Below are 25,260 nucleotides of genomic sequence, written 5' to 3' on the forward strand. Positions count from 1 at the left end.
CCTTGGAGACGTGTGAATCCGCAAGCCCGCAGAGGGGGGAGGGAGACAAGCGGTGCCTGTCCCTTCTCGGCACGGAATGGACAAGTCCCCTGCCCCGGCCGTTGACCTTCCCCTAACCGACCCGTGCCACGGTCATCTCGGGCGCCAGGTTGCGTAACGGCCCCGCGACAGCCCCGCCCGCCGGTCCATTCCGACGGCGGGGCTCGTCGCAGCCCCCGACACGCACACCGTCTTGCGCCCGTCGCCGGATCCGTGACACTGGCGGGATGCTCCGCTCGCCCTGGACCGGCTCGGCCCCGCTCCTCCTCGCCTCCACCAGCCCGACCCGACGCCTCCTGCTGGAGAGCGCCGCACTGCCGGTCGAGACCGCTTCCCCCGATGTCGACGAGCGCGTCCTGGAGGCGCAGAGCGCCGGCCTGTTCCCGCCCGATCTCGCCCTGCACCTCGCCCGCGCCAAGGCCGAATCGGTGGCGGCCCGGCATCCCGGACGCGTCGTCATCGGCGCCGATCAGGTGCTCGACTGCGACGGCATCGTGTTCCACAAGCCGGCCGATGCCGCGGCGGCCCGGGCGCAGCTCGCCCGCCTCGCCGGACGGACCCACGCCCTGCATTCCGCCGTGGCGCTGGCCGGATCCGTCCGCGACACCTTCGTGGAGACCGCCCGGCTGACCCTGCGCCCCCTCGATGATCGGGCGATCGCGGCCTATGTGGACTGCGCCGGCGCGGATCGCGTGCGGGCGAGCGTCGGCGGCTACCAGCTCGAGGGGCCGGGCATCCACCTGTTCGAATCGGTCGCGGGCGATCACAGCACCGTGCTGGGCCTGCCGCTGCTGCCGCTCCTCGCGCGGCTGCGCGCCGCCGGGCTTCTGGCTTTCTGAGGGGGAACCGCCTTGGCGGGACACGACCATTCGCACGGCGGCCACGGAGGGCATTCCCACGATGGCCATTCCCATGGCGGGCATTCGCATGCCGGACATTCCCATGGCGGACATTCCCATGGCGGCCATGGCGGCCATGTGCATGTCCCGAAAAATTTCGGGCCGGCCTTCGCGATCGGCATCGCGCTCAACACCGTCTTCGTGGTGGTGGAGGCGATCTACGGCTATCTCAGCAACTCCATGTCGCTTGTAGCCGATGCCGGCCACAACCTGTCGGACGTGTTGGGTCTCGCCGCCGCCTGGGTCGCCGCGATCCTCGTGCGCCGGCAGGCCACCGCGCGCTTCACCTACGGCTATCGCAGCTCCTCGATCCTGGCGGCCCTGTTCAACGCCGTGTTCCTGCTGATCGCCATGGGGGCGGTGATCTGGGAGGCTCTGGTCCGGCTGGCCCATCCCGAGCCCGTGGCCGGCACCACCGTGATGGTGGTGGCTGCCATCGGGATCCTGGTGAACGGCCTGACCGCGTGGCTGTTCGCCAGCGGCGCCAAGGGCGACATCAACATCCGCGGCGCCTTCCTGCACATGGCGGCCGACGCCGCGGTCTCGGCCGGGGTGGTGATTGCCGGCCTCGTGATTCAGCTCACCGGGCTCGCATGGCTCGATCCCGCGGTCAGCCTCGTCATCGCGGGCCTGGTGGTCTGGGCGACCTGGGGGCTCCTGCGCGACAGCCTGGCGATGTCGCTCGATGCCGTGCCGCAGGAGATCTCGCCGGAGGCCGTGACCGGCTTCCTGCGTGGGCGACCTGGCGTCGCCGACCTGCACGACCTGCACATCTGGCCTATGAGCACCACCAGCGTCGCCCTGACGGTCCATCTCGTGATGGAAGACGGCTACCGCCTGTCCGGCAACGGATTCCTGACCGAGACCGCCGAGGGCCTGCGGGCACGCTTCGGCATCGGCCATGCCACGATGCAAATCGAGGAAGCCGGCGGCCCGGCCTGCCGGCTGGCGCAGGATTGCGCGGCGTGAGCGATCCGCAGTCCCGCGCCCCGGTGCTGCGCGCCTTCGTGGTCGGCCACCCGATCGCCCATTCGCGCTCGCCGCTGATCCACGGCCACTGGCTCGCAGCGCACGGGATTTCCGGCTCCTACGAGCGCCTGGACGTGGCCCCGCAGGCCTTTTCGGCGTTCGTCCGGTCGCTGCCGGATTCGGGCTTCCGGGGGGGCAACGTCACGATCCCCCACAAGGAGGCGGCCTGCGCGCGCGCCGACACCCTGACGCCGCGGGCGCAAAAGATCGGCGCAGTCAACACCCTGGTGGTCGGGCCCGACGGGCGGATCCGCGGCGACAACACCGATGCGCCGGGTTTCTGCGCCCATCTCGACCAAACCTTGGGAGAGGGCTGGCCCGCGCGCGGGAACGGCACCGCCGTGGTGCTGGGCGCCGGCGGCGCGGCCCGGGCGATCGTGGTCGGGCTGGCCGAGCGGGGCATGCGGCGCATCCTGGTCGCCAACCGCACCCCGGCCCGGGCCGAGACCGTGGCGGCCCTCGCCCCCGGCATCGCCGACGCCCTTGCCTGGGACGACCTGCCGGCGGCGCTCGCCGAGACCGGTCTCCTCGTCAACACCACGTCGCTCGGCATGAAGGGCCAGCCGCCCCTCGCCCTCGACCTCGCTCCGCTGCCGCCTGAGGCCGCGGTGGCCGACATCGTCTACGCGCCCCTGGAGACCGACCTCCTCGCGGTGGCGCGCCGCCGGGGGCTGGCCGCCGTGGACGGCCTCGGCATGCTGCTCCACCAGGCGGTGCCGGGCTTCGAGGCTTGGTTCGGCCCCCGCCCCACCGTCACCCCCGCCCTGCGCGACCGGATCGTGGCGGATCTCGCCCCGAATTTGACCCGGTGAGGCCGAAGGCCGGGTCCGGATCCGTCGTGCTCGGGCTCACCGGCTCGATCGGCATGGGCAAGTCGGCCACCGCGGCGCTGTTCGCCAAGCGCGGCGTCCCGGTCCACGACGCGGATGCGGCCGTCCATGCCCTCTACGGCCCCGGCGGTGCGGCGGCAGTGGCGATCGAAACAACCTTTCCGGGCGTGCTCGACGCGGCGGGCGGCGTCGACCGGACGCGTCTGCGCGCGGCGGTGCTCGATGCGCCCGACCGGATGGCGGCGCTCGAACAGATCGTCCATCCCCTGGTCCGGGCTGCCAGCACGGCGTTCCTGGCCCGGCACGCGCAAGCCCCGCTCGTCGTCCTCGACATCCCGCTCCTCTACGAGACCGGCGGCGACGGCCGCTGCGACGCGGTCGCGGTGGTGAGCGCCCCGCCGGAGGTCCAGCGCGCCCGGGTGCTGGCCCGCCCCGGCATGGATGAGGCGACCTTCGCGGCGATCCTGGCCAAGCAGATGCCTGATGCCGAGAAGCGCGCCCGGGCCGATTTCGTCATCGACACGAGCCGGGGCTTTCCCGCGGCCGAGGCCGAGGTGGCGCGGATCGTCGCCCGGCTGACGGGGGACCGTGCGCCGGGTTAAGGCATGGCCCCGACAGGTGCGGCGAATCGCGGGGTGGACCAGCGCGCATCAGGAGGTGGGACACCATGTCGGACCGGCTGCAGGGCAAGGTGACACGCGTGACCGGCGCGGGCCGCGGCATCGGTGAGGCCATCGCCCGGGCCTTCGCGGCCGAGGACGCCTTCGCCTTCGTCTCCGTTACCGACCGCGACGCGCCGACCGGGCGCGCTGTCGCCGCCGCGATCGGCGAGGATCAAGCGCAGTTCGCCGCGCTCGACGTGCGCGACGAGACGGCCTGGGACGGCGTGATGGCGGATCTCCTCGCCCGGCACGGTCGCCTCGACGTGTTGGTCAACAATGCTGGCGTCACCGGCTTCGAGGACGGACCGGTCGCGCACGATCCCGAGACCACCACCCTGACCGACTGGCGCGCGGTCCATGCCAAGAATCTCGATGGTGTCTTCCTCGGCTGCTGATCCGCCATCCGGGCGATGCGGCCGGCATGAAAGGGTGCCATCATCAACATCTCGTCGCGCTCTGGCCTCGTGGGCATTCCCATGGCGGCGGCCTACGCATCCTCCAAGGCGGCAATCCGCAACCACACCAAGACGGTGGCCCTGTATTGCGCCGCGCAGGGCCTGAACGTGCGCTGCAATTCGGTTCATCCGGCCGCAGTCCTGACGCCGATGTGGGAGCCGATGCTGGGGGACGGCCCCGACCGCACGGCCCGGATGGCGGCCCTCGTCGCCGACACACCGCTCCGCCGGTTCGGGACCCCGGACGAGGTCGCGGCGGTCTGCATTCTGCCGGCCTCCGATGAAGCCGCCTCCATGACCGGCTCGGAGATCAGCCTCGACGGCGGGTCGCTCGCTGGCACCGCGGCCAGCCCCGGGGGTTGAGCGGATACGTCCCACGCCTTGCGACGTTCGACGTAGCGCGCGCGCCAACTTCGGAAGCACCGGCGCGATAAGAGGCGGCCCGCGATGCGAATGGCGTGGACGATCCGGCCACCACAGGCTTCCGTCCGCCGGTCCGGGTTGAGCCGCGGATGGCGCGCTGGGCGACTGACCTGTTTCACCCTCGTCCTGCTCGGAACCGCACCAGCCGGAGCGCAATACGCCATGTCCTGCCTGCCGCCGAAAAAATTCGCGGCCGGCGCCTGCGTCACCGCCTGCCCGGCCGGCTACGAGGACCAGGGGCGCGTCTGCGTCTACCGCAACACGTCGCGGTGAAGCACGCGGCCTTGCGGACAATGACAGCCGAAGGGATTGCCGGATGACCCTGCATTGACGCTCTCGTCTTTACGGCTTTACGATCTTGTAAAGAGAGGTTGCGATGGCCACGACCCTGAACGTCCGGAATCCGCGTGCGCATGCGCTTGCCCAGGAACTCGCCGCGCGTCGGAAGACCGGCATCACCGAAGCCGTCATCCAGGCTCTGGAGCACGCGCTGGAGCGCGAACGCGCCACGATACCCCTGGCGCATCGCCTCGCGGCCATCGCGGATCGCAGCTTGGCCAAGGCCGGGCCCAACCCCCGTCCCGTCACCGAGGCGGATCGCGACACCCTCTGGACGCGTTGATGTTCATCGACACATCCGCGTTCGTCGCGATCTTCTGCAAGGAGCCCGAGGCGGGACTTTTCGCCACCTGCATCGAGCGGGCGGGCCAGCGCCGGACCTCACCCTTGGTCCGCCTGGAAACCTGTATCGTCCTGGCGAGCCGTCTCGACCGAGACCCCGCCGATGTCCAAGAGGATGTCGATGCGTTCCTGTCCGAGGCCGATATCGCCGTCGTGCCGATCGACGACGCCATCGGCCGGATGGCCGTCGCGGCATTCCGACGCTTCGGCAAAGGACGGGGACACCCGGCGCAGCTCAACCTCGCCGACTGCCTGTCCTACGCCTGCGCCCAGGCCTACCGCGACCCGATCCTGTTCAAGGGACGGGATTTCGGACACACGGATCTGACCCGGGCCGTGTAGACCCGGCCTCCGGGATCCCCGTGCGATAACGAACGCGACAGCATCGTCCCGTAGGATCACCCCGAGATTCCCCGGATCGGCGATGCCGAACGCGCGTCGCATGCCTCCCGAGTTTCCCCCTCTCAAGCCCGCGAGTCGCCCTCATGCTGCGCGAGATCGTCCTCGACACCGAGACCACCGGCACGGAAGCGAAGGGTGGCGACCGCCTGATCGAGATCGGGGCGGTCGAGCTGCTCAACCACATCCCCACCGGCCGCACCTTCCACCGCTTCTGCAACCCGCAGCGGGCGGTGTCCGAAGGGGCGTTCAACGTCCACGGCCTGTCGGACGCGTTCCTGGCCGACAAGCCGCTCTTCGCCGAGATCGTCGGCGATCTCCTGGATTTCCTGGCCGACGGGCGGCTCGTGATCCACAACGCGCCCTTCGATGTCGGCTTCCTCAACATGGAATACGCCCGGCTCGGGGACCGCGCCCCGCCGCCGATCCGGCTGGAGGATGTCGTCGATACCCTGCCGATGGCCCGGCGCAAGCACCCGGGGGCGGCCAACAACCTCGACGCCCTGTGCTCCCGCTATGGCATCGACAACACCAAGCGCACCAAGCATGGGGCGCTCCTCGATGCCCAGATCCTGGCCGAGGTCTATGTCGAGCTGCTCGGCGGCAAGCAGACCAGTCTCGGGCTGACGGAGGTGGCGATCGCCGCCCCCACCGCGGGAGCGGCCGCCCGTCAGGCGACCGCCGCGGCGCCGCGCCCATACCGGAGCCGGCTGACGGAGGGCGAACGCGCCCGCCACGACGTCTTTCGGGCGAGCCTCGGTGCCGCCGCGATCTGGTCCGACTATATCGGCACGGACGAGCCGGCCTGACACGCCCGGCAGACCCGCGTCGCCGGGTGTTGCGGTGCAGCACGGCGCGGTTTATTGCAGTGCACAATCCAAGCTCGGCGTACCATCGATCGGATGGTGAGGATGGTCCATGCAGTGGCTTCGTCGCCTAGGTCCCAGCCGCGACAGGAATGCCGAGACAACGAGGCGCGCACGCATGACCGACGATCTCGGCAGCCGCGATGAAGAGTCGATGCGCGGGTCCGGCACCTCGCCCTGGGCCGACATGATCGAGGCGACCCGCCTCACCGGTCTAGGCCGTCTGGACGAAGCCACAGCGCTGATCCAGCGCAGCCTCGGCGGTGCCCCGCAGGCCCGCCGTGACGCGCCCGCCCCTGATGCGCGTCCCGGCACGGATCGGGATTCGTCCGAATCCGCCCCGCGGGTGCGCGAGGTGGTCGGGCAGGTCGTGCGCGGCCTCGCACCCGTGCTGAAGGGTTTGGGCAAGCCCCTGCGGCAGCCGGCGTCGCCCGCCGAGGCGGCGGGACCCCCGGGGGGCCGCTTCGTGGCCCTGAGCCACACGGAGTCCGCCGGCAGCCGCGACTACAAGCTGTTCATCCCCAGCCGTCCGGATACCCGGGCTCCGCTCGTCGTCATGCTGCACGGCTGCATGCAGAACCCGGACGATTTCGCCACCGGCACCGGCATGAACACCCTGGCGGAGCGTGCGGGCGTGTTCGTGGCCTACCCGGCGCAGAGCCGGCAGGCCCATGCCCAACGCTGCTGGAACTGGTACGACCCCCGCGATCAGGCCCGCGGCTCGGGCGAGCCGGCGATCATCGCGGGGCTCACCCGCGCGATCATGGCCGAGCACCCGATCGACCCGGCCCGGGTCTATATCGCGGGTCTCTCGGCGGGGGGCGCGGCCGCTCTCAACACTGCCCGGGCCTATCCGGACCTCTACGCTGCCGTGGGGGTGCATTCGGGCCTCGCGGCCGGCTGCGCCCGCGATCTCGGCTCGGCCCTGATGGCCATGCAGGTCGGGGCGCCGGGACTCGGCACGGCGACGCCGTTCGGTGCGCCCGCCACGGCGACCCGCGTGCCCACGATCGTCTTCCACGGCGAGGATGACGGAACGGTGAGCGTCCGCAATGCCGATCAGGTCCTGGCGCAGGCCGACGTGGCGGGGCTGACCGCCCGGTCCGAAACCATGGAAGGCCGCGGCCATCCCTTCACCCGCACCCGCTACCGGGATTCGTCCGGCCGGGTGGTGGTGGAGGATTGGCGGGTGCGCGGCGCCGGCCACGCGTGGTCGGGCGGCCGCCCGGAGGGCAGCTACACGGACCGCGAGGGCCCCGACGCCTCCCGGGCGATGCTCGACTTCTTCGCCGAACACCGCCTCGGCCCGAAACGCCGGTAACGGGTTTCCAAAGGGCTGAGCCCTTTGGCGGGGTATCGGGGCGGAGCCCTGATGTGTAGCCCGGTCGCCGAACGCAGGGCGCTGCCCTGCACCCGCAAAAGGTCCCGGACCTTTTGAAACCAGGACTTGCGATGACCACCATCCCGACCCTGAACGGCCTCGGCGACGTCGCCGACCGGTACGACCTGATCCTCTGCGACGTCTGGGGCGTGCTGCACGACGGCCAGACGGCGCACGCGCCCGCGGGCGAGGCGCTGATCCGCTTCCGTGGCTTGGCCGGAGACCGGCCGCGCCGCGTCGTGCTGGTCTCGAACGCCCCGCGGCCGGGGGACGGCGTGGGGCGGATCCTCGACCGGTTCGGGGTGCCGCGCGAGGCCTACGACGCGATCCTCACCTCGGGTGACCTCACCCGCGGCCTGATCGCGGCGCGGCCCGGCGCCCGGATCCGCCATATCGGGCCGGAGCGCGACCTCGGCATCTTCCAGGGCCTCGACCTCACCCTGGTGCCGGAGGCGGAGGCCGACCTCGTGGTCTGCACCGGCCTGTTCGACGACCGCAGTGAGACCGCCGAGGATTACCGGCCGGAGCTGACGCGGCTGGCCAGCCGTGGGCTGACGATGATCTGCGCCAATCCCGACCTCGTCGTGGAGAGCGGCAACCGGCTGATCCCCTGCGCGGGCCTGCTGGCGGCGGCCTATGCGGAGATCGGCGGCCCGGTGGTCTACGCCGGCAAGCCGCACCGGCCGGTCTACGAGGCGGCGCTCGTGAAGGGCGGCGACCTGACCGGCGCCCCGGTCGATCCGGCCCGGGTTCTGGCGATCGGCGACGCGATCCGGACCGATATCGCGGGGGCCCGCGGCTTCGGCATCGCGAGCCTGCTGGTCGCCCGGGGCATCCACGCGGAGGAACTCGGCGTCACAGCCGAGCACCACCGGCTGGGCGATATCGCGGAGTGGCTCGGCCGGCAGGCGGTGCATCCGGACGCGGTGATCGAGCGGCTGCGCTGGTAGCCGGCGCTGGACGTCGCCACCGGCATGCCGGATGCTAACAAGTCATGATAGCCGACCCCGTCCCCGCCGCCGCCCATGCCCGGACGATCCTCGCCGCCCACGAGCATCGCCGCCCGATCGCACCGCTGACCAGCTGGGATCCGGCCCTCGACCTGCCGGCCGCCTACCGGGTCGCCGAGGCGGTGCGCGGCCTGCGCGCCGCCCGGGGCGAGCGGGTGGTCGGCCGCAAGATCGGCTTCACCAACACGACCCTCTGGGACCGGTACGGCGTTCGCGCGCCGATCTGGGGTTACGTCTACGACACGACCCTGCGCGCGCATGCCGTATCGGCCGGCCCCGTGGCGCTCTCCGCCTTCGTCGAGCCGCGCATCGAGCCCGAGATCGTGTTCGGGCTCGCCCGCACCCCGGAACCCGGCATGGACGCTGCGGCCCTGATCGGATGCGTCGCCTGGGCGGCCGCCGGATTCGAGATCGTGCAATCCCTCTATCCCGGCTGGCGCTTCACCGCCCCCGACACGGTCGCGGCCTTCGGGCTGCACGGATTGCTGGTGGTCGGCGAGCGTGTGCCGATTGCCGCGGATGAGCGGTCGGCCTGGATCGGCCGGCTCGAACGGTTCTCGGTCGATCTGCTGCGGGACGGCATGCGCGCGGACCGCGGCGGCGGACGGAACGTGATGGGCGCAGGGCCCCTCGCCGCCCTCGGCCATCTTGTCGATGTGCTGGCTAACGATCCGGCAGCGCCGCCTCTCGCAGCGCACGAGATCATCACCACCGGCACCCTCACCGATGCATTGCCGCTCGCGCCCGGCGAGTTCTGGCGCGCCCGGTTCGACGGATTGCCGTTGCCCGATATCGATCTCGCCTTGATCTGAGGCGGAGGTCAGGGATTATCGTCGCCACTCGCGACGCATCCCGCGCCGGCTCCGACGTTCAGCGCTTGCAGGCCTTGGCGATGCTTAGCCGACATGCCACATCCCGCAGCATGCCCGGTCGCGTTCGGAGACGCTACAACACCTTCCTCGTCGCCGTGACGCCAGAGCGCCCCCGCAAGGCGGCGCGCCCGTTGGTCTACGCGGTGATGAAACCCGATGCCGAGGCGGCGATCGAGGCGGTGCGCGGCCTGGCCGGCCCGCAGGCCGCTGTGTCCCTGGTGGGCGGCCTGTCAACCCGGATCGCCAAGGCGCTCAAGCTGAAGCCCGACGAGCCCCGCGCGGTGTGACGCCCCCGCGGCGCTAATCCTTTGTTGTCTGAACCCGATGGGGTCGTGCGTCAGCGACGTTCTTGCGACCCATGCCGGGCATACGGAAGGTCGCCAACGCGTCCCGATTGCAGTCATTGACGAACCGTCATTTCAGATCGTTTTGCGTTGCAGTCCGACTTTAGTCTTCCGTTCGGGCGCAGTCGCCACAGTGCCATTCCGTGGAAATCGACTGTCTGATAGTACACATAAAATCAGATATAACTGTAGGTGGGTGAAACGAAGATATTCGAAAGATGCCTTTAATGATTCCATTCTACGATCAACAGTCGAACAAAAAGACCGCGCGCGATCGTATCTGGGCATGATCATAGAATGCTAAATCTGGTGCGGATCCATCACGCCAAAGATCCCACATGCATTAGCCAGCTGACGGAGCTGCGGAAGCACATCCCAACCCTTTATGTCCTGCTGTCTGTTAATAGTTGTGCGCTCGCTGTAACGCATTATCCATTGGCACCAGTCCTTCTGACTCTCGGATTTCCCGGTGTTTTGGTCACCGTTTGCGTGCTGCGCGCGGTCCGGTGGTGGCGCATGCGCGTCGATGAGATGAGCCAGGACCAGGCTGCTATCCAACTTCGTCGAACGACGGCTCTGACGGCGGTCTTTTCAGTCGCGTTCGTCAGTTGGGCGATGATCTTGAACGGCTACGGCGGCCCCTATGAGCAGGGCCATGTGGCGATCTTCGTGGCGATCACGGTGATCGCCTGCATCTTCTGTCTCACCCACCTGCCGGTCGCGGCCTTTCTCGTGACCGGCATCGTGATGGGTGTCTTTCTGTTCTGCTGCATCACCAGTCAGAACCACGTGTTCCTGGCGATCGCCGTCAACACCGCTTTCGTGACCGTGGTGATGATGCGTGTCCTCGCCAACAATTTCCGGGCCTTCGTCCAGTTGGTCGCGTCGCAGGCCGAGGCTGACCGGCTCTCGGACGAGAATGCGCGCCTCGCCCATACGGACAGTCTCACCGAGCTGCCCAACCGACGCTATTTCTTCCAGAAACTCGGCGAGCTCATCCAGGCCTCGGCGGGGAACGACGCACGTTTCGCCCTGGCGATCTTCGACCTCGACCGTTTCAAGCCGGTCAACGACACCTACGGACACGTGGTCGGCGATCGGGTTCTGGCTGTGATCGGCCCGCGACTGGCGGCCTTCGCCAACGAGAACGTCACCGTCTCGCGCCTGGGCGGGGACGAGTTCGGCATCCTCGTCCGGAACCCTGGACCGCCCGAGGAGATCATCGCGTTCTGCGATGCCATCTGCGCCGCGCTGGCGAAGCCGATCCGCTTCGGCAACATCCAGGTCGTCACGGGTTGCTCGGGTGGTCTGGCCAAGTATCCCCGGGCCGGGCGCGACGCGGATGCGCTGTTCGACCGCGCCGATTACGCGCTCTACCATTCGAAGGAGCATCGTCGCGGCAAGACGATCCTGTTCTCACAGGAGCACGAGGACGCCATCCGGGCGGAGCAGATCGTGGAGACCGCCCTGCGCACGGCGGACCTCTCCGCCGAGATGACGCTGTACTACCAACCGATCCTCGATACGGACACGGGCAAGATTGCCCTCGTGGAGGGGCTCGCGCGCTGGACCAGCCCGCAGCTCGGACGCGTGTCCCCGGACCGGTTCATCGCCGCGGCGGAGCGGTGCGGCCTCATCCACGACATGACGCTCCTGCTCCTGCGCAAGGCGCTCGCCGACGGCACCCGGCTGCCGCCGGGGATCGGCCTGTCCTTCAATCTGTCGGCCCAAGACCTGACCTCACCCGACACCGTGTTGGCAATCCTGGCCGCCGTGCGCGCGAGCGGCTTCGATCCGCATCGGTTGACGCTGGAGCTGACGGAAACGGCGCTGATGCGCGACTTCGATCAGGCCAAGGCGGCCATTCGCATGCTGCGAGCTCTGGGCATCGCGGTCGCCCTGGACGATTTCGGCACGGGATATTCCAGCCTGGGCTACGTCCACAGCCTGCCGCTGGACAAGATCAAGATCGACCGCAGCTTCATGGCCGGCATCGACACGGATCTGGGCTGTAGCCTCGTCTCCACCATCCTGGATCTCTGCCGGAACCTCGGCCTCGAAGGAATAGCCGAGGGCATCGAGACCGCCGAGCAGCAGGACGCCGCCCGTCGGCAGGGCTGCCGCTACATGCAGGGCTATTTCATCGCCAAGCCGATGCCGTTCGAGGATCTTCTTCGTAAGCTTACGCCGGTTGAAGCGGCAGATCGGCTCCAAGCATAGAAGACCCGACGGACCGAGATCGGACAGGCTGATGGGCGTGTTACGGGATGCACCTCGATCGCGTCCGATCAGGTTCGTGATCGATCCCCGCAGCGATTGTCCGCTGCGATGGGTCGGCCGACCGGACGCGGCCCGGCCTCAATCCACCGCGAGCCGGTAGCCGACCCCCCGCACCGTCTGCAGGAAGACCGGGTTGGCGGGATCGACCTCGGTCTTGCGGCGCAGGCGGTTGATCTGCACGTCGACCGTGCGCTCCGCCGCGGCGCCGCCACTCCCGGCGAGTTGCTCGCGCTCCACGTTGGCGCCGCTGGCCGCTGCCAGGATGGTCAGGATCTCCCGCTCACGCTCGGTGATGCGGATCATCTCGTCGTCCCGGCGCAGCTCGCCGCGGTCGATCCGGAATGCGAAGGGCCCGAAGGTCACCGTCTCGGCCGCCGCCGCGCGGGGACGCGGGCTGCGCTTGATGATGTTGCTGAGGCGCAGCGTCAGCTCGCGCGGCTCGAAGGGTTTGGGCAGGTAATCGTCCGCGCCGATTTCCAGGCCCATCACCCGGTCGTTCGGGTTGGAGCGGGCCGTCAGCATCAGGATCGGCACCCGGGATGTCTCGCGCACGCTGCGGGCGTATTCGAAGCCGTTCTCGCCCGGCATCATCACGTCGAGCACCATGGCGTCGAACACCACGCTCTGCGCCCGCGCCCGGGCCTCGGCGGCACTCGCCGCCGCGGTGACCCGGAACCCCTGGTCGGTCAGGTAGCGGGTGAGCAACTCGCGCAGGCGGCGGTCGTCATCGACCACGAGGACGTGCGGGGCCTCGTCGGGCAGGTCGGCCCGGACGGGATGGCTCATGCGCCGCCCCCGGAGGTTCCGCGCCGCGCCATCAGGCGTTGGACCGCCGGCCGGTCCTCGGGCTCGATCATCGCCATCAGAAAGTCCTCCGGCGAGCCCCGGGCATCCGGCGCGGCCAGCGCCCGGGCGAGGCGGCGCGCCTGGACGCGGGTCAGGTCGGCCGCGAGTTCTGCCCCCGAGGCCGTGCAGTACAGGAGGCGCTGGCGCCGGTCGCTCGCGCCGGGCTTCTGCACGACGTAGCCCTGGCCGATCAGGTCCTTCAGCACCCGGTTGAGGCTCTGCTTGGTGATCCGCAGGATGTCGAGAAGTTCGGCGATGGTCAGGCCGGGATAGCGGTCGGCGAAGTGCAGCACCCGGTGGTGCGCCCGGCCGAAGCCGTAGGCCGACAGGATCCGGTCGGGATCCCCCACGAAGTCGCGATAGGCGAAGAACAGCAGTTCGATCAGGTCGTCGCTGCCCAGGGCGGCCGGCGCGGCGCCCGGGACGGGTTTCGCCGCGAAGGTCTCCACAGACGATTCCATGAAGACGTCTTGGCGCGGGGCTGTCCGTGTCACGGCGCGGCCGCTCCCAACGGGTGATAGGTCAGTCCCCATGACGTTTCTCAAGGCGGCCCGAGCCCGTCAACCCTGGACGCCGGCGCTGCCTTGCCCGTTCCCTCATGGTAACCTGCCGGGCCGCTGCAACGAATGCCGTCGCGGCGGCAGCGGAGACCGATATGCGACGCGTGGGATGGGTACTGGGTCTGCTTCTGACGGCGGGGTCCGCCGTCGCTGAAGGTTCACCGTCCCATATGCATGGTCACGCGCAACCCGCGGCCCGAACCGGTGCCGAGGCCGACACGCCGGCGACCCGGGGCTTCAAGGCAGCGCACGGCCAGATGATGCACGACATGACGGTCCCCTATACCGGAGATCCGGATGTCGATTTCCGCCTTCAGATGATCCCGCATCACCGGGGCGCGATCGCGATGGGACAGGTCGCCCTGGCGCACGCCAAGGACCCCTGGACCCGGCAGCTTGCCGAGGCGGTGATCGTCGAGCAGCAGCGGGAGATCGCCGAGATGGAGGCTTGGCTCGGGCAACGCGGCGTGGCGGTGCCGCCGGGCGGCGGCCCGCAGCACGTTCAGACGGCCGAGTCTTACCGGAGCCGGGATCCGGAGGCGGGGACGCGTTCGGAAATGCGCGGACAATCCTGGGCCCCCGGGGCGGGTATCCGGTAGCGCAGCGCGGCGATTGCGGTGTTGCCCGCACTCCGTCGGCTCCGCTACGCAGGGCTGTCGGGGCAACAGGATCGGTCGGACACATGGCGCACGAAGCTGGAGCGGCACCAAGCCGCCTGTGGATCCGCAATCCGCTCGCCATCCTGGCCGCAGGGGCTGAGGGCGGGATCGTCGTCGCGGGCAGCCGGATCGTCGAGCTCGTGGCGGCCGGTGCCCGGCCGGCGGCCCCGGTGGACGAGACCTTCGAGGCGTCGCGCCACGTGGTGATCCCCGGGCTGATCAACACCCACCACCACGCCTTCCAGACACTGACCCGTGCGCATCCGATCGCGATCAACAAGCCGCTCTTCCCCTGGCTGAAGGCGCTTTACACGATCTGGGGGCGGATCACCCCGGAGGCGTTCCGGCTGGCCACCCGCGTCGCCTATACCGAGCTGCTGCTCTCGGGCTGCACCACGGCGGGCGACCACCACTACCTGTTTCCGAAGGGTCTGGAGGATTCGGTCGATGTCCAGGTCGACGAGGCCCGCAATCTCGGGATCCGCGCCTTCATCACCCGCGGCTCGATGAGCCTGTCCGACCGCGAAGGCGGCCTGCCGCCTCAGGCGCTGACGCAGGACGACGACACGATCCTCTCCGACAGCGAGCGGGTGCTGAACCTGTTCCACGATCCCGCCCCCGGCGCGATGGTGCAGATCGGTCTCGCCCCCTGCTCGCCCTTCGCGGTGACCCAGCGCCTGATGCGCGAGAGCGCGGATCTGGCCGCCCGCCACGGCTGCCGCCTGCACACCCATCTCGGCGAGACGCTCGACGAGGATGCCTACTGCCAATCGATGTTCCAGTGCCGCCCTGTTGAGTATCTGGAGGAGGTCGGCTGGCTGAACGACCGGGTCTGGCTGGCCCACGGCATCCATTTCAACGATGCGGAGGTGGCCCGGCTGGGCAAGGCCGGGGTCGGCGTATGCCACTGCCCGACCTCCAACATGACGCTTGCGTCCGGCCACTGCCGCACCTGCGAGTTGGAGGCGGCGGGCTCCCCCGTCGGTCTCGGAGTCGACGGCTCGGCTTCGAACGACAGCTCGAATCTGATGGAGGGCGTGCGCCACGCGGTGATGCTGAGCCGGCTCACTTATGGCGCGGAGGCGGTGACGCATCTCGACGCCCTCCGCTGGGCCACGGAGGGCTCGGCCGCCTGCCTCGGTCGCTCCGATATCGGACGGATCGAGCCGGGGCGGGAGGCGGATCTTGCGCTGTTCACCCTGGACGAGCTGCGCTTCTCGGGTGCCCACGACCCGCTGGCGGCGCTGGTGCTGTGCGGCGCGACCCGGGCCGACCGGGTGATGGTGGCGGGGCGCTGGCGGGTGATCGACGGGCAGCCCGTGGGAGTCGATGTGGGTCGCCTGCGCGAGGACCATTCGCGGCTGGCGGTGGCGCTGTTCGGGGGCGCCTAAAGTCTTGGTTTCAAAAGGTCTGCGACCAGCCCTTTTAAGGTGTTTGGGCTAGGCGCAGGTATCCCACCTATGGCCCTTCTCAATCATCGATAGAGCAAGCGTATTTCCCCTCCCCCTTGCGGGGAGGGGTCAGGGGTGGGGGTGGTGCAGAAGGCACCGCAGCGCTCGATCCTGAGCCACCCCCACCTCCAACTCCTCCCCGCAAGGGGGAGGAGAGCGCGTCCGGTCGGTATCCCACAGGGCCGAAAACACCTTAAAAGGGCTGGGTCTGCGACCTTTTGCGGGTTCAGGGCAGAGCCCTGCTGATTGATTCGCTGAAATCCGGGGATGGTCCCGCGCGGCCTTGAGCCAACCTTGGTGAAGGCCGCGCGCGATTCTCAGAACAGCCCGTCGATCTGCCCGTTGGCGTCCAGCCGGATCGTGTCGGCCGCGGGCACCCGGGGCAGGCCCGGCATGGTCATGATCTCTCCGCAGATCGCCACCACGAAGCCGGCTCCGGCCGAGAGCCGGACGTCGCGCACGCCGACGATGTGGCCCTCGGGGGCGCCCATCAGGGTCGGATCGGTGGAGAACGAGTACTGGGTCTTGGCCATGCAGATCGGCAGGTTCCCGTAGCCGTCCTTCTCGAAGGCGGCGAGCTTGGCCTGAGCCTTGGATTCGATCTGGATGTCGGCGGCGCCGTAGAGTTTGGTGGCGATGGACCGGATCTTATCGGCGAGCGGCGCCTCGGTCTCGTAGGCGTGGCGGATCGGTGCCGGCTCGGCCTGGCTGAGCTTCACCACGGCGTGGGCGAGTTCCTCGGCACCGGCCCCGCCCTCCGCCCAGTGGCGGCAGGTGATCGCCTCGACATCGAGCCGCTCGCGGCACAGCGCCTTGAGCTTGGCGTGCTCGGCGTCGGTGTCGGCGTAGAAGTGGTTGACGCCGACCACGACCGGCAGGCCGAAGCCGCGCAGGTTGGTGACGTGCCGGGCGAGATTCGCAAAGCCCTTCTCCAGGGCGTCGATGTTTTCCGCCCCAAGGTTTTTCTTGTCGACGCCGCCATGCATCTTGAGGGCGCGGACGGTCGCCACCACCACGACCGCCGACGGGGTCAGCCCCGCCTGTCGGCACTTGATGTCCAGGAACTTCTCAGCACCCAGATCGGCGCCGAAGCCGGCTTCCGTCACCGTGTAGTCGGCGAGCCGCAGGCCGGCCCGGGTGGCGATCACCGAGTTGCAGCCATGCGCGATGTTGGCGAAGGGGCCGCCATGGATCAGCGCCGGGTTGCCCTCAAGCGTCTGCACGAGGTTCGGCTGCAGGGCGTCCTTCAGCAGCACCGTCATGGCGCCGGTGGCCTTCACGTCCTTGAGGGTGACGAGCTTGCGGTCCCGGGTCTCGGCGATGACGATCCGGCCCAGGCGCTCCTCCAGATCGGCGAGGTCACGCGCCAGGCAGAACACCGCCATCACCTCGGAGGCCACCGTGATGTCGAACCCGTCCTCCCGCGGAAAACCGTTGGCGACACCGCCGAGCGACTGGGTGATCTGGCGGAGCGCCCGGTCGTTCATGTCGACCACGCGGCGCCAGTGGATGCGGCGCACGTCGATGTTGAGCTCGTTCGCCCAATAGACGTGGTTGTCGATCAGCGCGGCCGCGAGGCTGTGGGCCGCCGTGATGGCGTGGAAGTCGCCGGTGAAGTGTAGGTTGATCTGCTCCATCGGCACGACCTGGGCCTTGCCGCCGCCGGCCGCCCCGCCCTTCATGCCGAAGCACGGCCCGAGGGACGGCTCGCGCAGGCAGATCATGGTCTTGGCACCGATGCGGTTCAGGGCGTCGCCCAGGCCCACCGTGGTGGTGGTCTTGCCCTCGCCCGCGGGCGTCGGCGAGATCGCGGTGACCAGCACGAGCTTGCCGGATTTCCGGCTCTCCAGCCCGGCGATGTAGCCGTGATCGATCTTGGCGATGTGCTTGCCGTAATTGTGGAGCGCGTCATCCGGGATGCCGAGCTTCTCCGCGACCTGCGCGATCGGCTTCAGGGTCGCGGCGCGGGCGATCTCGATGTCTGACGGCATGGGCGTTCCCTCCCTGAATCGCGGGCACGGCGCCCGACCGCCGGCTCTTGCCGTGCGGATGTCCGCTCATGCGGGCAGCCGCCCGCGAACGGCTGCGCAGTGTGCGTCAAACGGGCGGGAAATGCGCGTCGATTTTTATGAGGTCGTGGACAAAATAGTCTTGTCGATCCGGCGGGGATCCCCCCCGCGCTCGGCGTGCGGCCCCGCAAGACTTCGGACCGGAAGCCCCGATCCGCCGTCGTCCTTGCGCGTGGAGCGAAGCAATCCAGCAGCGCCACGCTGCCGGACGTCGCGCCGCCCTGGGTCGCTTCGCTGCGCTCGCGATGACGGGCTCCGGTGGAAGTCCGCTCAGCCCCCCGACTTCTTGGCCTTGTCGGCGGCGCCCGGCGCCTCGTGCGGCTGCGGAGCCCCCTTGGGCAGTTCCGGGTTTTCGGCGTTGTGCGGGGCGGCAACCGGGGCCGGCACGGTCTCGGCCGTGGCGGTCGGCTTCTCGATCTCGGGCAGGCCGTCCTTCAGCTTCGCGTTGATCTGCGTGAGGTCGTCCGGCTCGGGGTTGAGGTCCTTGGCGTGCTGCCACTGGAACTTGCCCTCCAGCCGCCGGCCCGCGCGCCAGTAGGCGTCGCCCAGATGGTCGTTGATGGTCGGGTCGCCCGGCTTCAGCTCGACCGCCTTCTCCAGCTCGCGCACCGCATCGTCCCAGCGGCCGAGGCGGTAATAGGCCCAGCCGAGGCTGTCGACGATCATGCCGTCCCGCGGGCTGGCCTCGACCGCCTGCTGCAACAGCTTGAACGCCTCGTCGATATTGGTGTTCTGATCGACCCAGGAATAGCCGAGGTAGTTCATCACCTGCGCCTTGGCGGCCGGCTGGTTGGGCGGGACCAGGGCGAGGGCTTTCTTCAGGTCGGCTTCGGCCTTCGGCCATTGCTTGGCCCGCTCGTAGGCGGTGCCGCGGAAATAGTAGGTCGTCCAGTAGTTCGATTGCGGCCGGTTGCCGATCAGGTCGATGGCGCGGGTGTAGGTGGCGGCCGCCTCCTCGTACTTCTTGCGCGCGCGCTGGACGTTGCCGAGCGCGGTGATCACGTCGATGTCGTCGGGATGCGCCTTCATGGTGGCGTCGAGGTGCTCCAGCGCCTCGTCGCCCTTGCCCATCTGCTCCAGGTTCAGGCCGACCTGGATGTCGGCGTTGAGCTTGAGCGGGGAGGTCGCGGGGATCTGCGCGTAGGCCTCGTTGGCGCGCTCGGGCTGCTTCATCCGGTCGAGCGTGTCGGCCAGCGTCAGCCGCGCGAGCGCGTGGTCGGGGGCGAGGTAGAGGGCGAGCCGCAGGTAGATCACGGCGGGCAATTCGTCGCCCTGCGTCGAGCCCGCCGAGCCCAGCCCGTACAGCACCTCGGCGGCGCCTTCCTGGGCGGTGGTGATCAGCCGCGTCAGCGGCTTGCCCTCCTTGAGCTTGTCGAGGGCGTCGCGCACCAGCGGGTGGCGCGGCGAGAGCTGGTCGAAGTCCGAATAGGCCTGGATCGCCAGATCGGTGCGGCCGAGGCTCGCCTCGATCCGGGCATAGGCGTCGACGATGCGCAGGGTGTTGCGGTCGGCCTCGTAGGCGGCCTTGAGGCGCCGCTCGGCTTCGGCATTGTCGCCGGTCACCGAGGCGATCAGGCCGGCATGGTAGTCGCGGAAGGTGTTGTAGTAGCGCTCGCCCCGAAGCTTGTTGACCGTCTCCAGCGCCTTCTTGCCGTCACCCGCGCCGGCATACGACCAGGCGGTGAGCAGTGTCGCCGTCAGGTCCGTGGCGGCCCCGCGGCCGCTGCGCGAAAAATTCTGGCGGGCGGCGGCCCACTGGCCGGCCTTGATCTGGCGCACCCCCAACGAGAGGTTGGCGAGCCCGTTGGTCGGATCGCGGGCGATCAGCTTCTCGGCCGCCCGGAACGCGTCCGGCAGGGCGCCGTCGGCCAAGAGCGAGATGAAGGCGCGCTCGACGAGTTCGGCGTTGCGCGGGTCGGCCTTCACGGCCTCGCGGTAGAAGGTCGCGGCCGCCGTCGTGTCCCGGGCGGCGCCCGCGATGTAGGCGGAGAGGAAGTTGCCCTCCAGCGAATCCGCGGGTTCGTAGTCGAGGATCGGGGTCGATTCCTTCGGCTGCGCGGCAAGCACGGTCTGCGGCAGACCTGCGGCCAGCAGCAGGGCGAGCGCCGAGACGCTCCGGCGGGCGCGGGATGTCATCATGAACCGGTCGCGGCTCCTGGGCGCCGGGCCGCCAAGGGGCCGGGCGCGAGAATGGCGGGTTATCCCCGAAAAATCGCCGGGGACACTGAACCCATCCCGCCAGCCCCGCAAGGCGAAAGGATGGCGCGGTCCGGACGTCGGGCTTCAGGCGGACATCACCAGTTCGACAGCCAGATTGCCGAGTACGGCCGCCAGGGTGGCCTCCTGGAGGAGCTCGTTGACAGGCTCCGCCGCCAGCGTCGCGACCGCCCGGTCGTAGACAGTGCAGCAAACCGCGCCGGTTAGGCGCGAGCCGTACAGGATGCCGTCGGCATCGCTCGTCGCGTGGATCGCGCGACTGAGACGCGGGCCGTAGCGATGGGCCTTGGCGCGGCCGGCATCCGTGGAGATGCCGAGGCGGAGCAGGCCGGTGGTACGCAGGTCGATCACGGTTAGCGGCCGGGACGCGCTCACCCGCGTGACGCCCCAGCGCGCGATCTCCGCCGCGCCGATGCGGCGCCGGCGCCGATTCTCGAAGCGATCCCGGATCAGCGTCTCGGCGACACCCGTCGTCAGGTCCACAGCAAGGTAGAGGATTTTGAAGCTGTCGTCGGGACTGGAAAAACGTGACCGGCCGAACCCCATGCCGAGGGGGGTGGATCGATAGGCCAGCGGTGTGACGCGGTAATAGCCGAGGGGCTGGAAGGCGACGGCGAGGCTGGCGAGAACCGCGTGATCGAGCCTCAGCTCACGCGAAGTCATCGCGAGCCGCATCGATGACGGGGGCGACTCGTCCCCGCTTCAGGTCTTCGAGCGGCGATCCGCCGCGCGCATAGGGTTCGGTTAGCCAAAGCCAGGTGGTGCGCGGATCCCCGATGATCGCCAGTACCGGCGCGAGCCCTTCAACTGGATGGCCATCGACGAACTGGGCGAGGGGGAACAGGTGCTTGCGTGTTCCCTTCAGCAATCCGACCACCGCCCCGCTGCGCCGCCAGTCCTGCAAGGTGGATCGCGCGATCCCGAGACGGGCCGCAAGTTCGCTCGAGCCGGCCAGGGGGCCGGCCCATTCTTCCAGCGTCACCGGAAACGCGCTGGCCGCGAGCCGCTTCAGTCCGTCCCGGCGATCGATCGTTTCGCCCGCCGGAGCGCCGTGGCTCACTTCGACTGCGCCCCGTGGGTTCAGGGTGAGCGCCCGCGCCGCCGCAGCGTCGGGTTCGGCCGGGGCAGGTCCATCAACCTTCAGATAGTTCAGGACCACGTGCATGGCCCGGACTGCATCGCCCTGCTCCACGGCCCGGCCGACGGCAGCCATCAGGCCCGCCGCATGCCTCAACGATTCCGGCTTCGCCCCTGGATTGCGCCTCCGAAGCACGGCCAGCACGTCATCGGACCGGATATCGAGTCCGTCCCGCTCGGCCGCAAAATCCCGTGCCATCGGGGCAACCCTCCAGATCCGCGCATTTTCATGCGGATTGTCCGGATTGTCCAGACCAGTGGCTCCCTCACATGTTCGGATAATTCGGCCCGCCCGGCCCCTCCGGCGTCACCCAGTCGATGTTCTGGTTCGGGTCCTTGATATCGCAGGTCTTGCAGTGGACGCAGTTCTGCGCGTTGATCTGGTAGCGCACACCGTCGCTCGCGGCGGCATCCGCCACCCACTCGTAGACGCCCGCCGGGCAGTAGCGGGACGAGGGGCCGCCGTAGACATCGTGCTCGGAGCGCTTCTGCAGCTCCAGATCGCGGACCTTGAGGTGGGGCGGCTGGTCCTCCTCGTGGTTGGTGTTCGACAGGTAGACCGAGGAGAGCCGGTCGAAGGTCAGCTTGCCGTCGGGCTTCGGGTAGGTGATCGGCGTCACCTCGGAGAGCGGCTTGAGGCAGGCGTGATCCGGCTTGCCGTGCTTGAGCGTGCCGAACGGCGAGGCGCCGAGGATCGTGGTCGCCCACATGTCGAGGCCGCCGAGCCCGACGCCGACCAGCGTGCCGTACTTGGACCAGAGCGGCTTGACGTTGCGCACGGCCTTCAGGTCCTGCCCGATCGGGCTGTCGCGCCAGCCGGCCTCGTAGGCGGTGACCTCGTCGCCCGCGCGGCCCGCCTTCAGGGCGTCCGCGATGGCATCGGCCGCCTGCATGCCGGACAGGATCGCGTTGTGCGAGCCCTTGATCCGCGGCACGTTCACGAAGCCCGCCGAGCAGCCGACCAGGCAGCCGCCGGGGAAGACGAGCTTGGGCACGGACTGCCAGCCGCCCTCCATGATGGCCCGCGCCCCGTAGCCGATGCGCTTGGCGCCCTCGAACGTCTCGGCGATCATCGGGTGGGTCTTGAAGCGTTGGAACTCCTCGAACGGCGACAGGGTCGGGTTCTCGTAGTTCAGGTGCGTGACGAAGCCGACCGAGAGCAGATGGTCGTCGAAATGGTAGAGCCAGGAGCCGCCGCCGGCCTTGTTGGGCAGCGGCCAGCCCATCGTGTGCTGCACCAGCCCCGGCTCGAACTTGCCGGGGGCGAGCTGCCAGAGCTCCTTCACGCCGAGCCCGTACTTGAAATGATCGCTGTACCGGTTGAGCGAGAAGCGCTGGATCAGCCCCTTGGTGAGGTTGCCCCGGGCGCCCTCGCCGAACACCGTGTACTTGCCGCGCAATTCCATGCCGCTTGTGTAGTCGTCGCGTGGCTCGCCCGACTTACCGATGCCGAGATCGCCCGTGGCGATGCCCGCCACGGCGCCGTTCGCGTCGAACAGCACCTCGGAGGCCGGGAAGCCGGGATAGATCTCGACCCCGAGCGCCTCGGCCTGGGCGCCCAGATACTTGCACGTGTTCGAGAGCGAGCCGACGAAGTTGCCGTGGTTCGACATGAGCTTGGGGAAGAACACGTTCGGCAGGGTGATGCCGCTGTTCTTGGTCAGCATCATGAACTCGTCGCGCTGGACCTCCGTCTTGAGCGGACGCTCCGGATCCTGGCGCCACTCGGGCAGCAGCCGGTCGAGGCCGATCGGATCGATCACCGCCCCGGACAGGATGTGGGCGCCGACCTCCGAGCCCTTCTCGACGACAACGACGGAGATCTCCTGGCCGATCTCGGCGGCGCGCTGCTTCAGGCGGATCGCGGTGGCGAGCCCGGCCGGGCCGGCGCCGACCACGACCACGTCGAAATCCATGCTCTCGCGTTCGGGCAGCGCCATCCTCGCCTCTCCTTTTCTTTGTTTCAGGACCCGATTCATCGCCGGGCCGGCGTTCCTTCTGCCGTCTCAAGCGATTCCAAGCTAGAAAGGCAAGTTGCCGACGCTCACGCTCAAGGCAAAGTTCCCTTTGCCGCACCGGAGGGGACGGATTGGACGATTCGTGTCCGGGGACGCCGGCCCTGCGCCCTTCGGTCACGCAAGTCCTTGACGGCCGGCCCGTTTCAAAAGTTGTCCACAGGCCGCCGTGACCCCACATGGTTGGACCATGCCGAGCCCCTCCGACGCGCAAGCCGACCTGATCGCCTATCTCGACTTCCACGTGGAGGCCGGGGCCGACGCGGCGCTCGACGAGCAGCCGCACGACCGCTTCGGCGAGCCGGACTCGCCCGCACCGACCCTGCGCGCCCCGCGCAGGGTCGCGACGGCCCGGGCTGTGGAGCCGCCGGTCGTCGCGGTGGCCAACAGCCTCGTGCCACCCCCCGGCGCCCCGGCGCCCGTCGTGGCGCCGCGCACCTTCGGTCGGGCCGCCAGCGCCCAGCCCGACGAGGCCGCGAGCGACGCCCGCACCCGGGCGCGCCAAGCCAAGTCGCTGGAGGAGTTGGAGCGGATCCTGGCGGATTTCGATGCCTGCCCGCTGCGCTTCACCGCCAAGAACCTCGTCTTCGGCGACGGCAATCCGGAGGCGCGGGTGATGTTTCTCGGTGAGGCGCCGGGGGCCGACGAGGACCGGATCGGCAAGCCGTTCATGGGTCGCTCGGGCCAGCTCCTCGACAAGATGATGAAGGCGGTCGGCCTCGACCGGACCAGCACCTATATCGGCAACATCGTGCCCTGGCGGCCCCCGGGCAACCGGAACCCGACCCCCCAGGAGGTCGCGGTGTGCCGGCCCTTCGTGGAGCGGCAGATCGAGCTGGTTGATCCCGATATCATCGTCTGCCTGGGCGCGCCCGCGACCCAGACGCTCACCGGTTCCAAGGACGGCATCCTCCGCACCCGCGGCCGGCTGTTCCCGTACACGTTGCCGAATCGCGAGGTGAAGCTGCTCGCCACGCTCCATCCGGCCTTCCTGCTGCGCCAGCCGGTGCAGAAGCGGCTGGCGTGGCGGGACTTCCGCGCCCTGCGCGCGCTCATCGACGGGACAGCTTGACCGCGGAAGCGGAACCGGCTCTCCCCTCCCGCCATTAGAGCTTCGTTCCCGCCGGCGGTTCGCCGCCGTCCGGCCAGGACGACGCACGACACCTTGCGTCCCGCCCGCGGCGGCCGGCGCAGCACCGATAGCGGGACCCGACCATGCGCTGGGACGATCTACGCAGCTCCGACAACGTCGAGGATCGCCGGGGCGAAGGCGGTGGCGGCGGTGGCGGCATGGGCTTCCCCGGCGGCGGTGCCGGCGGGCTCGGGATCGGCACCATCGTGGTGCTGCTGATCGTCAGCTACTTCACGGGGATCAACCCGGCGATCCTGATCGGCGGCGCCGAGCGGATCGGCGGCGGTCACAGCCAGCAGGAGCAGCCGGCCGATCCGCAGACGCAGGCCAAGCGGCGCCAGGCGCCCACCGACGAGAGCGGCCGCTTCGCGTCAAAGATCCTGGGCAACACCGAGGACGTGTGGAGCCAGATCCTGCCGCAGCAGACCGGCAAGCAATACACCCCGACGACCCTGGTGCTCTACACCGGCGGTACCCGCTCGGGCTGCGGCTCGGCCCAGGCCGCGATGGGCCCGTTCTACTGCCCGCTCGACAAGAAGGTCTATCTCGACACCGGCTTCTTCAAGGAGATGGCCACGAAGTTCGGCGTGAAGGGTGATTTCGCCTACGCGTACGTGATCGCCCACGAGGTCGGCCACCACGTGCAGGACGTGCTGGGCATCCTGGGTAAGGTTCAGGCGCGCCAGCAGCAGGCGTCGAGCAAGACCGAGGCGAATGCCCTCTCGGTGCGGATCGAGCTGATGGCCGATTGCCTCGCCGGCGTCTGGGCCAAGAACTCCAACGACAAGTACGCCGAACTGGATCAGGGCGATATCGACGAGGCCCTGAACGCCGCCGCGCAGATCGGCGACGACGCGCTGCAGCGGCGCTCGCAGGGTTACGTGGTGCCGGATTCCTTCACCCACGGCTCCTCGGCCCAGCGCCAGCGCTGGTTTACTGCCGGCTACAAGAGCGGCCAGACCAAGGCGTGCGACACGTTCCGGACGGCGGGGAACTGAGGTTGC

At 69.3% G+C, this 25,260-nt stretch carries 23 protein-coding genes and 1 pseudogene; 17 read left to right on the top strand and 7 right to left on the bottom strand.

The features are described from left to right. Window positions 1-266 precede the first annotated feature (266 nt). The 13 genes and pseudogenes from OXS49_RS10990 (at window position 267) to OXS49_RS11050 (ending at window position 12,110) form a co-directional block, all read left to right on the top strand. On the top strand, window positions 267-878 hold the full coding sequence (locus OXS49_RS10990) for a Maf family nucleotide pyrophosphatase (RefSeq protein WP_243997666.1): 612 nt from the start codon (window positions 267-269) through the stop codon (window positions 876-878). A gap of 12 nt (window positions 879-890) precedes the next feature. Continuing rightward, window positions 891-1,907, top strand: coding sequence for a cation diffusion facilitator family transporter (locus OXS49_RS10995; protein ID WP_267424114.1), 1,017 nt, complete (start codon window positions 891-893; stop codon window positions 1,905-1,907). Continuing rightward, on the top strand, window positions 1,904-2,779 hold the full coding sequence (locus OXS49_RS11000) for a shikimate dehydrogenase (RefSeq protein ID WP_267424116.1): 876 nt from the start codon (window positions 1,904-1,906) through the stop codon (window positions 2,777-2,779). The genes OXS49_RS10995 and OXS49_RS11000 overlap by 4 nt, the downstream gene beginning before the upstream one ends. Beyond that, entirely contained in the window at window positions 2,776-3,399 is a 624-nt protein-coding gene (gene coaE, locus OXS49_RS11005) for a dephospho-CoA kinase (protein WP_267424118.1), read from the top strand. The genes OXS49_RS11000 and coaE overlap by 4 nt, the downstream gene beginning before the upstream one ends. 65 nt (window positions 3,400-3,464) lie before the next feature. Next, window positions 3,465-4,277: pseudogene (locus OXS49_RS11010) on the top strand (SDR family oxidoreductase). A gap of 436 nt (window positions 4,278-4,713) precedes the next feature. After that, window positions 4,714-4,959 carry a type II toxin-antitoxin system VapB family antitoxin gene (locus tag OXS49_RS11015; protein WP_243997661.1) on the top strand — a complete coding sequence of 82 codons (246 nt, stop codon included), beginning with the start codon at window positions 4,714-4,716 and terminating at the stop codon, window positions 4,957-4,959. After that, a complete protein-coding gene (locus tag OXS49_RS11020; RefSeq protein WP_243997659.1) occupies window positions 4,959-5,360 on the top strand; it encodes a type II toxin-antitoxin system VapC family toxin in 402 nt (133 codons plus the stop codon). Before OXS49_RS11015 ends, OXS49_RS11020 begins: the two co-directional genes overlap by 1 nt. 143 nt (window positions 5,361-5,503) lie before the next feature. After that, window positions 5,504-6,226 carry a DNA polymerase III subunit epsilon gene (gene dnaQ, locus OXS49_RS11025; RefSeq protein ID WP_243997657.1) on the top strand — a complete coding sequence of 241 codons (723 nt, stop codon included), beginning with the start codon at window positions 5,504-5,506 and terminating at the stop codon, window positions 6,224-6,226. Window positions 6,227-6,401: 175 nt separating this feature from the next. Continuing rightward, window positions 6,402-7,604, top strand: a complete 1,203-nt coding sequence (locus OXS49_RS11030; protein WP_267424122.1) for a PHB depolymerase family esterase — start codon at window positions 6,402-6,404, stop codon at window positions 7,602-7,604. Between the two features lie 131 nt (window positions 7,605-7,735). Continuing rightward, entirely contained in the window at window positions 7,736-8,614 is an 879-nt protein-coding gene (locus OXS49_RS11035; RefSeq protein ID WP_243997653.1) for a TIGR01459 family HAD-type hydrolase, read from the top strand. Window positions 8,615-8,658: 44 nt separating this feature from the next. Further along, entirely contained in the window at window positions 8,659-9,486 is an 828-nt protein-coding gene (locus OXS49_RS11040; protein WP_267424123.1) for a hydratase, read from the top strand. 110 nt (window positions 9,487-9,596) lie between these two features. Further along, window positions 9,597-9,833 carry a hypothetical protein gene (locus OXS49_RS11045; protein WP_267424124.1) on the top strand — a complete coding sequence of 79 codons (237 nt, stop codon included), beginning with the start codon at window positions 9,597-9,599 and terminating at the stop codon, window positions 9,831-9,833. Between the two features lie 354 nt (window positions 9,834-10,187). Further along, a complete protein-coding gene (locus tag OXS49_RS11050) occupies window positions 10,188-12,110 on the top strand; it encodes an EAL domain-containing protein (protein WP_267424125.1) in 1,923 nt (640 codons plus the stop codon). A 138-nt stretch (window positions 12,111-12,248) separates the two neighbouring features. Here the strand turns inward: OXS49_RS11050 and OXS49_RS11055 are convergent, their stop codons facing one another. Both OXS49_RS11055 and OXS49_RS11060 read right to left on the bottom strand, forming a co-directional pair. Further along, the gene (locus OXS49_RS11055) at window positions 12,249-12,956 is read right to left on the bottom strand and encodes a response regulator (RefSeq protein WP_243997645.1); all 708 of its coding nucleotides are present in this window, start codon (window positions 12,954-12,956) and stop codon (window positions 12,249-12,251) included. Beyond that, the gene (locus tag OXS49_RS11060; protein ID WP_243997643.1) at window positions 12,953-13,477 is read right to left on the bottom strand and encodes a MarR family transcriptional regulator; all 525 of its coding nucleotides are present in this window, start codon (window positions 13,475-13,477) and stop codon (window positions 12,953-12,955) included. Before OXS49_RS11060 ends, OXS49_RS11055 begins: the two co-directional genes overlap by 4 nt. Before the next feature lie 269 nt (window positions 13,478-13,746). On the opposite strand from OXS49_RS11060, the gene OXS49_RS11065 reads away from it, so the two are divergent. Both OXS49_RS11065 and OXS49_RS11070 read left to right on the top strand, forming a co-directional pair. Next, window positions 13,747-14,175: a DUF305 domain-containing protein gene (locus OXS49_RS11065; RefSeq protein ID WP_346016941.1), complete on the top strand. Its 429-nt coding sequence runs from the start codon at window positions 13,747-13,749 to the stop codon at window positions 14,173-14,175. 83 nt (window positions 14,176-14,258) lie between these two features. After that, window positions 14,259-15,626: an 8-oxoguanine deaminase gene (locus OXS49_RS11070; RefSeq protein ID WP_243997641.1), complete on the top strand. Its 1,368-nt coding sequence runs from the start codon at window positions 14,259-14,261 to the stop codon at window positions 15,624-15,626. 377 nt (window positions 15,627-16,003) lie between these two features. Here the strand turns inward: OXS49_RS11070 and OXS49_RS11075 are convergent, their stop codons facing one another. The 5 genes from OXS49_RS11075 to OXS49_RS11095 all read right to left on the bottom strand — a co-directional run bounded on the left by OXS49_RS11075 (window position 16,004) and on the right by OXS49_RS11095 (window position 23,049). Continuing rightward, window positions 16,004-17,677 (bottom strand): formate--tetrahydrofolate ligase, encoded by a 1,674-nt coding sequence (locus OXS49_RS11075; protein WP_267424130.1) that lies wholly within the window; start codon window positions 17,675-17,677, stop codon window positions 16,004-16,006. A gap of 348 nt (window positions 17,678-18,025) precedes the next feature. After that, the gene (locus OXS49_RS11080) at window positions 18,026-19,894 is read right to left on the bottom strand and encodes a tetratricopeptide repeat protein (protein WP_244005222.1); all 1,869 of its coding nucleotides are present in this window, start codon (window positions 19,892-19,894) and stop codon (window positions 18,026-18,028) included. Between the two features lie 144 nt (window positions 19,895-20,038). Beyond that, complete coding sequence (locus tag OXS49_RS11085) at window positions 20,039-20,647, bottom strand: RES family NAD+ phosphorylase (RefSeq protein WP_267424132.1); 609 nt, start codon at window positions 20,645-20,647, stop codon at window positions 20,039-20,041. Further along, complete coding sequence (locus OXS49_RS11090) at window positions 20,622-21,185, bottom strand: hypothetical protein (RefSeq protein WP_267424134.1); 564 nt, start codon at window positions 21,183-21,185, stop codon at window positions 20,622-20,624. The genes OXS49_RS11085 and OXS49_RS11090 overlap by 26 nt, the downstream gene beginning before the upstream one ends. Before the next feature lie 190 nt (window positions 21,186-21,375). Further along, window positions 21,376-23,049 (bottom strand): electron transfer flavoprotein-ubiquinone oxidoreductase, encoded by a 1,674-nt coding sequence (locus OXS49_RS11095; RefSeq protein ID WP_267424136.1) that lies wholly within the window; start codon window positions 23,047-23,049, stop codon window positions 21,376-21,378. 265 nt (window positions 23,050-23,314) lie between these two features. On the opposite strand from OXS49_RS11095, the gene OXS49_RS11100 reads away from it, so the two are divergent. After that, window positions 23,315-24,196 carry a uracil-DNA glycosylase gene (locus tag OXS49_RS11100; RefSeq protein ID WP_244005215.1) on the top strand — a complete coding sequence of 294 codons (882 nt, stop codon included), beginning with the start codon at window positions 23,315-23,317 and terminating at the stop codon, window positions 24,194-24,196. 143 nt (window positions 24,197-24,339) lie between these two features. Next, entirely contained in the window at window positions 24,340-25,254 is a 915-nt protein-coding gene (locus tag OXS49_RS11105; protein WP_243922977.1) for a neutral zinc metallopeptidase, read from the top strand. Window positions 25,255-25,260 lie beyond the last annotated feature (6 nt).

It is taken from the genome of Methylobacterium sp. GC_Met_2 (assembly GCF_026540795.1).
In the GTDB taxonomy this organism is placed as follows: domain Bacteria; phylum Pseudomonadota; class Alphaproteobacteria; order Rhizobiales; family Beijerinckiaceae; genus Methylobacterium.

Coding starts and splice junctions, on each gene's coding strand:
- OXS49_RS10990 (WP_243997666.1), top strand. CDS start 267: ATGCTCCGCTCGCCCTGGACCGGCTCGGCCCCGCTCCTCCTCGCCTCC.
- OXS49_RS11015 (WP_243997661.1), top strand. CDS start 4,714: ATGGCCACGACCCTGAACGTCCGGAATCCGCGTGCGCATGCGCTTGCC.
- OXS49_RS11020 (WP_243997659.1), top strand. CDS start 4,959: ATGTTCATCGACACATCCGCGTTCGTCGCGATCTTCTGCAAGGAGCCC.
- dnaQ (WP_243997657.1), top strand. CDS start 5,504: ATGCTGCGCGAGATCGTCCTCGACACCGAGACCACCGGCACGGAAGCG.
- OXS49_RS11030 (WP_267424122.1), top strand. CDS start 6,402: ATGACCGACGATCTCGGCAGCCGCGATGAAGAGTCGATGCGCGGGTCC.
- OXS49_RS11035 (WP_243997653.1), top strand. CDS start 7,736: ATGACCACCATCCCGACCCTGAACGGCCTCGGCGACGTCGCCGACCGG.
- OXS49_RS11040 (WP_267424123.1), top strand. CDS start 8,659: ATGATAGCCGACCCCGTCCCCGCCGCCGCCCATGCCCGGACGATCCTC.
- OXS49_RS11045 (WP_267424124.1), top strand. CDS start 9,597: ATGCCCGGTCGCGTTCGGAGACGCTACAACACCTTCCTCGTCGCCGTG.
- OXS49_RS11050 (WP_267424125.1), top strand. CDS start 10,188: ATGCTAAATCTGGTGCGGATCCATCACGCCAAAGATCCCACATGCATT.
- OXS49_RS11055 (WP_243997645.1), bottom strand. CDS start 12,956: ATGAGCCATCCCGTCCGGGCCGACCTGCCCGACGAGGCCCCGCACGTC.
- OXS49_RS11060 (WP_243997643.1), bottom strand. CDS start 13,477: ATGGAATCGTCTGTGGAGACCTTCGCGGCGAAACCCGTCCCGGGCGCC.
- OXS49_RS11065 (WP_346016941.1), top strand. CDS start 13,747: ATGCATGGTCACGCGCAACCCGCGGCCCGAACCGGTGCCGAGGCCGAC.
- OXS49_RS11070 (WP_243997641.1), top strand. CDS start 14,259: ATGGCGCACGAAGCTGGAGCGGCACCAAGCCGCCTGTGGATCCGCAAT.
- OXS49_RS11075 (WP_267424130.1), bottom strand. CDS start 17,677: ATGCCGTCAGACATCGAGATCGCCCGCGCCGCGACCCTGAAGCCGATC.
- OXS49_RS11080 (WP_244005222.1), bottom strand. CDS start 19,894: ATGATGACATCCCGCGCCCGCCGGAGCGTCTCGGCGCTCGCCCTGCTG.
- OXS49_RS11085 (WP_267424132.1), bottom strand. CDS start 20,647: ATGCGGCTCGCGATGACTTCGCGTGAGCTGAGGCTCGATCACGCGGTT.
- OXS49_RS11090 (WP_267424134.1), bottom strand. CDS start 21,185: ATGGCTGCCGTCGGCCGGGCCGTGGAGCAGGGCGATGCAGTCCGGGCC.
- OXS49_RS11095 (WP_267424136.1), bottom strand. CDS start 23,049: ATGGCGCTGCCCGAACGCGAGAGCATGGATTTCGACGTGGTCGTGGTC.
- OXS49_RS11100 (WP_244005215.1), top strand. CDS start 23,315: ATGCCGAGCCCCTCCGACGCGCAAGCCGACCTGATCGCCTATCTCGAC.
- OXS49_RS11105 (WP_243922977.1), top strand. CDS start 24,340: ATGCGCTGGGACGATCTACGCAGCTCCGACAACGTCGAGGATCGCCGG.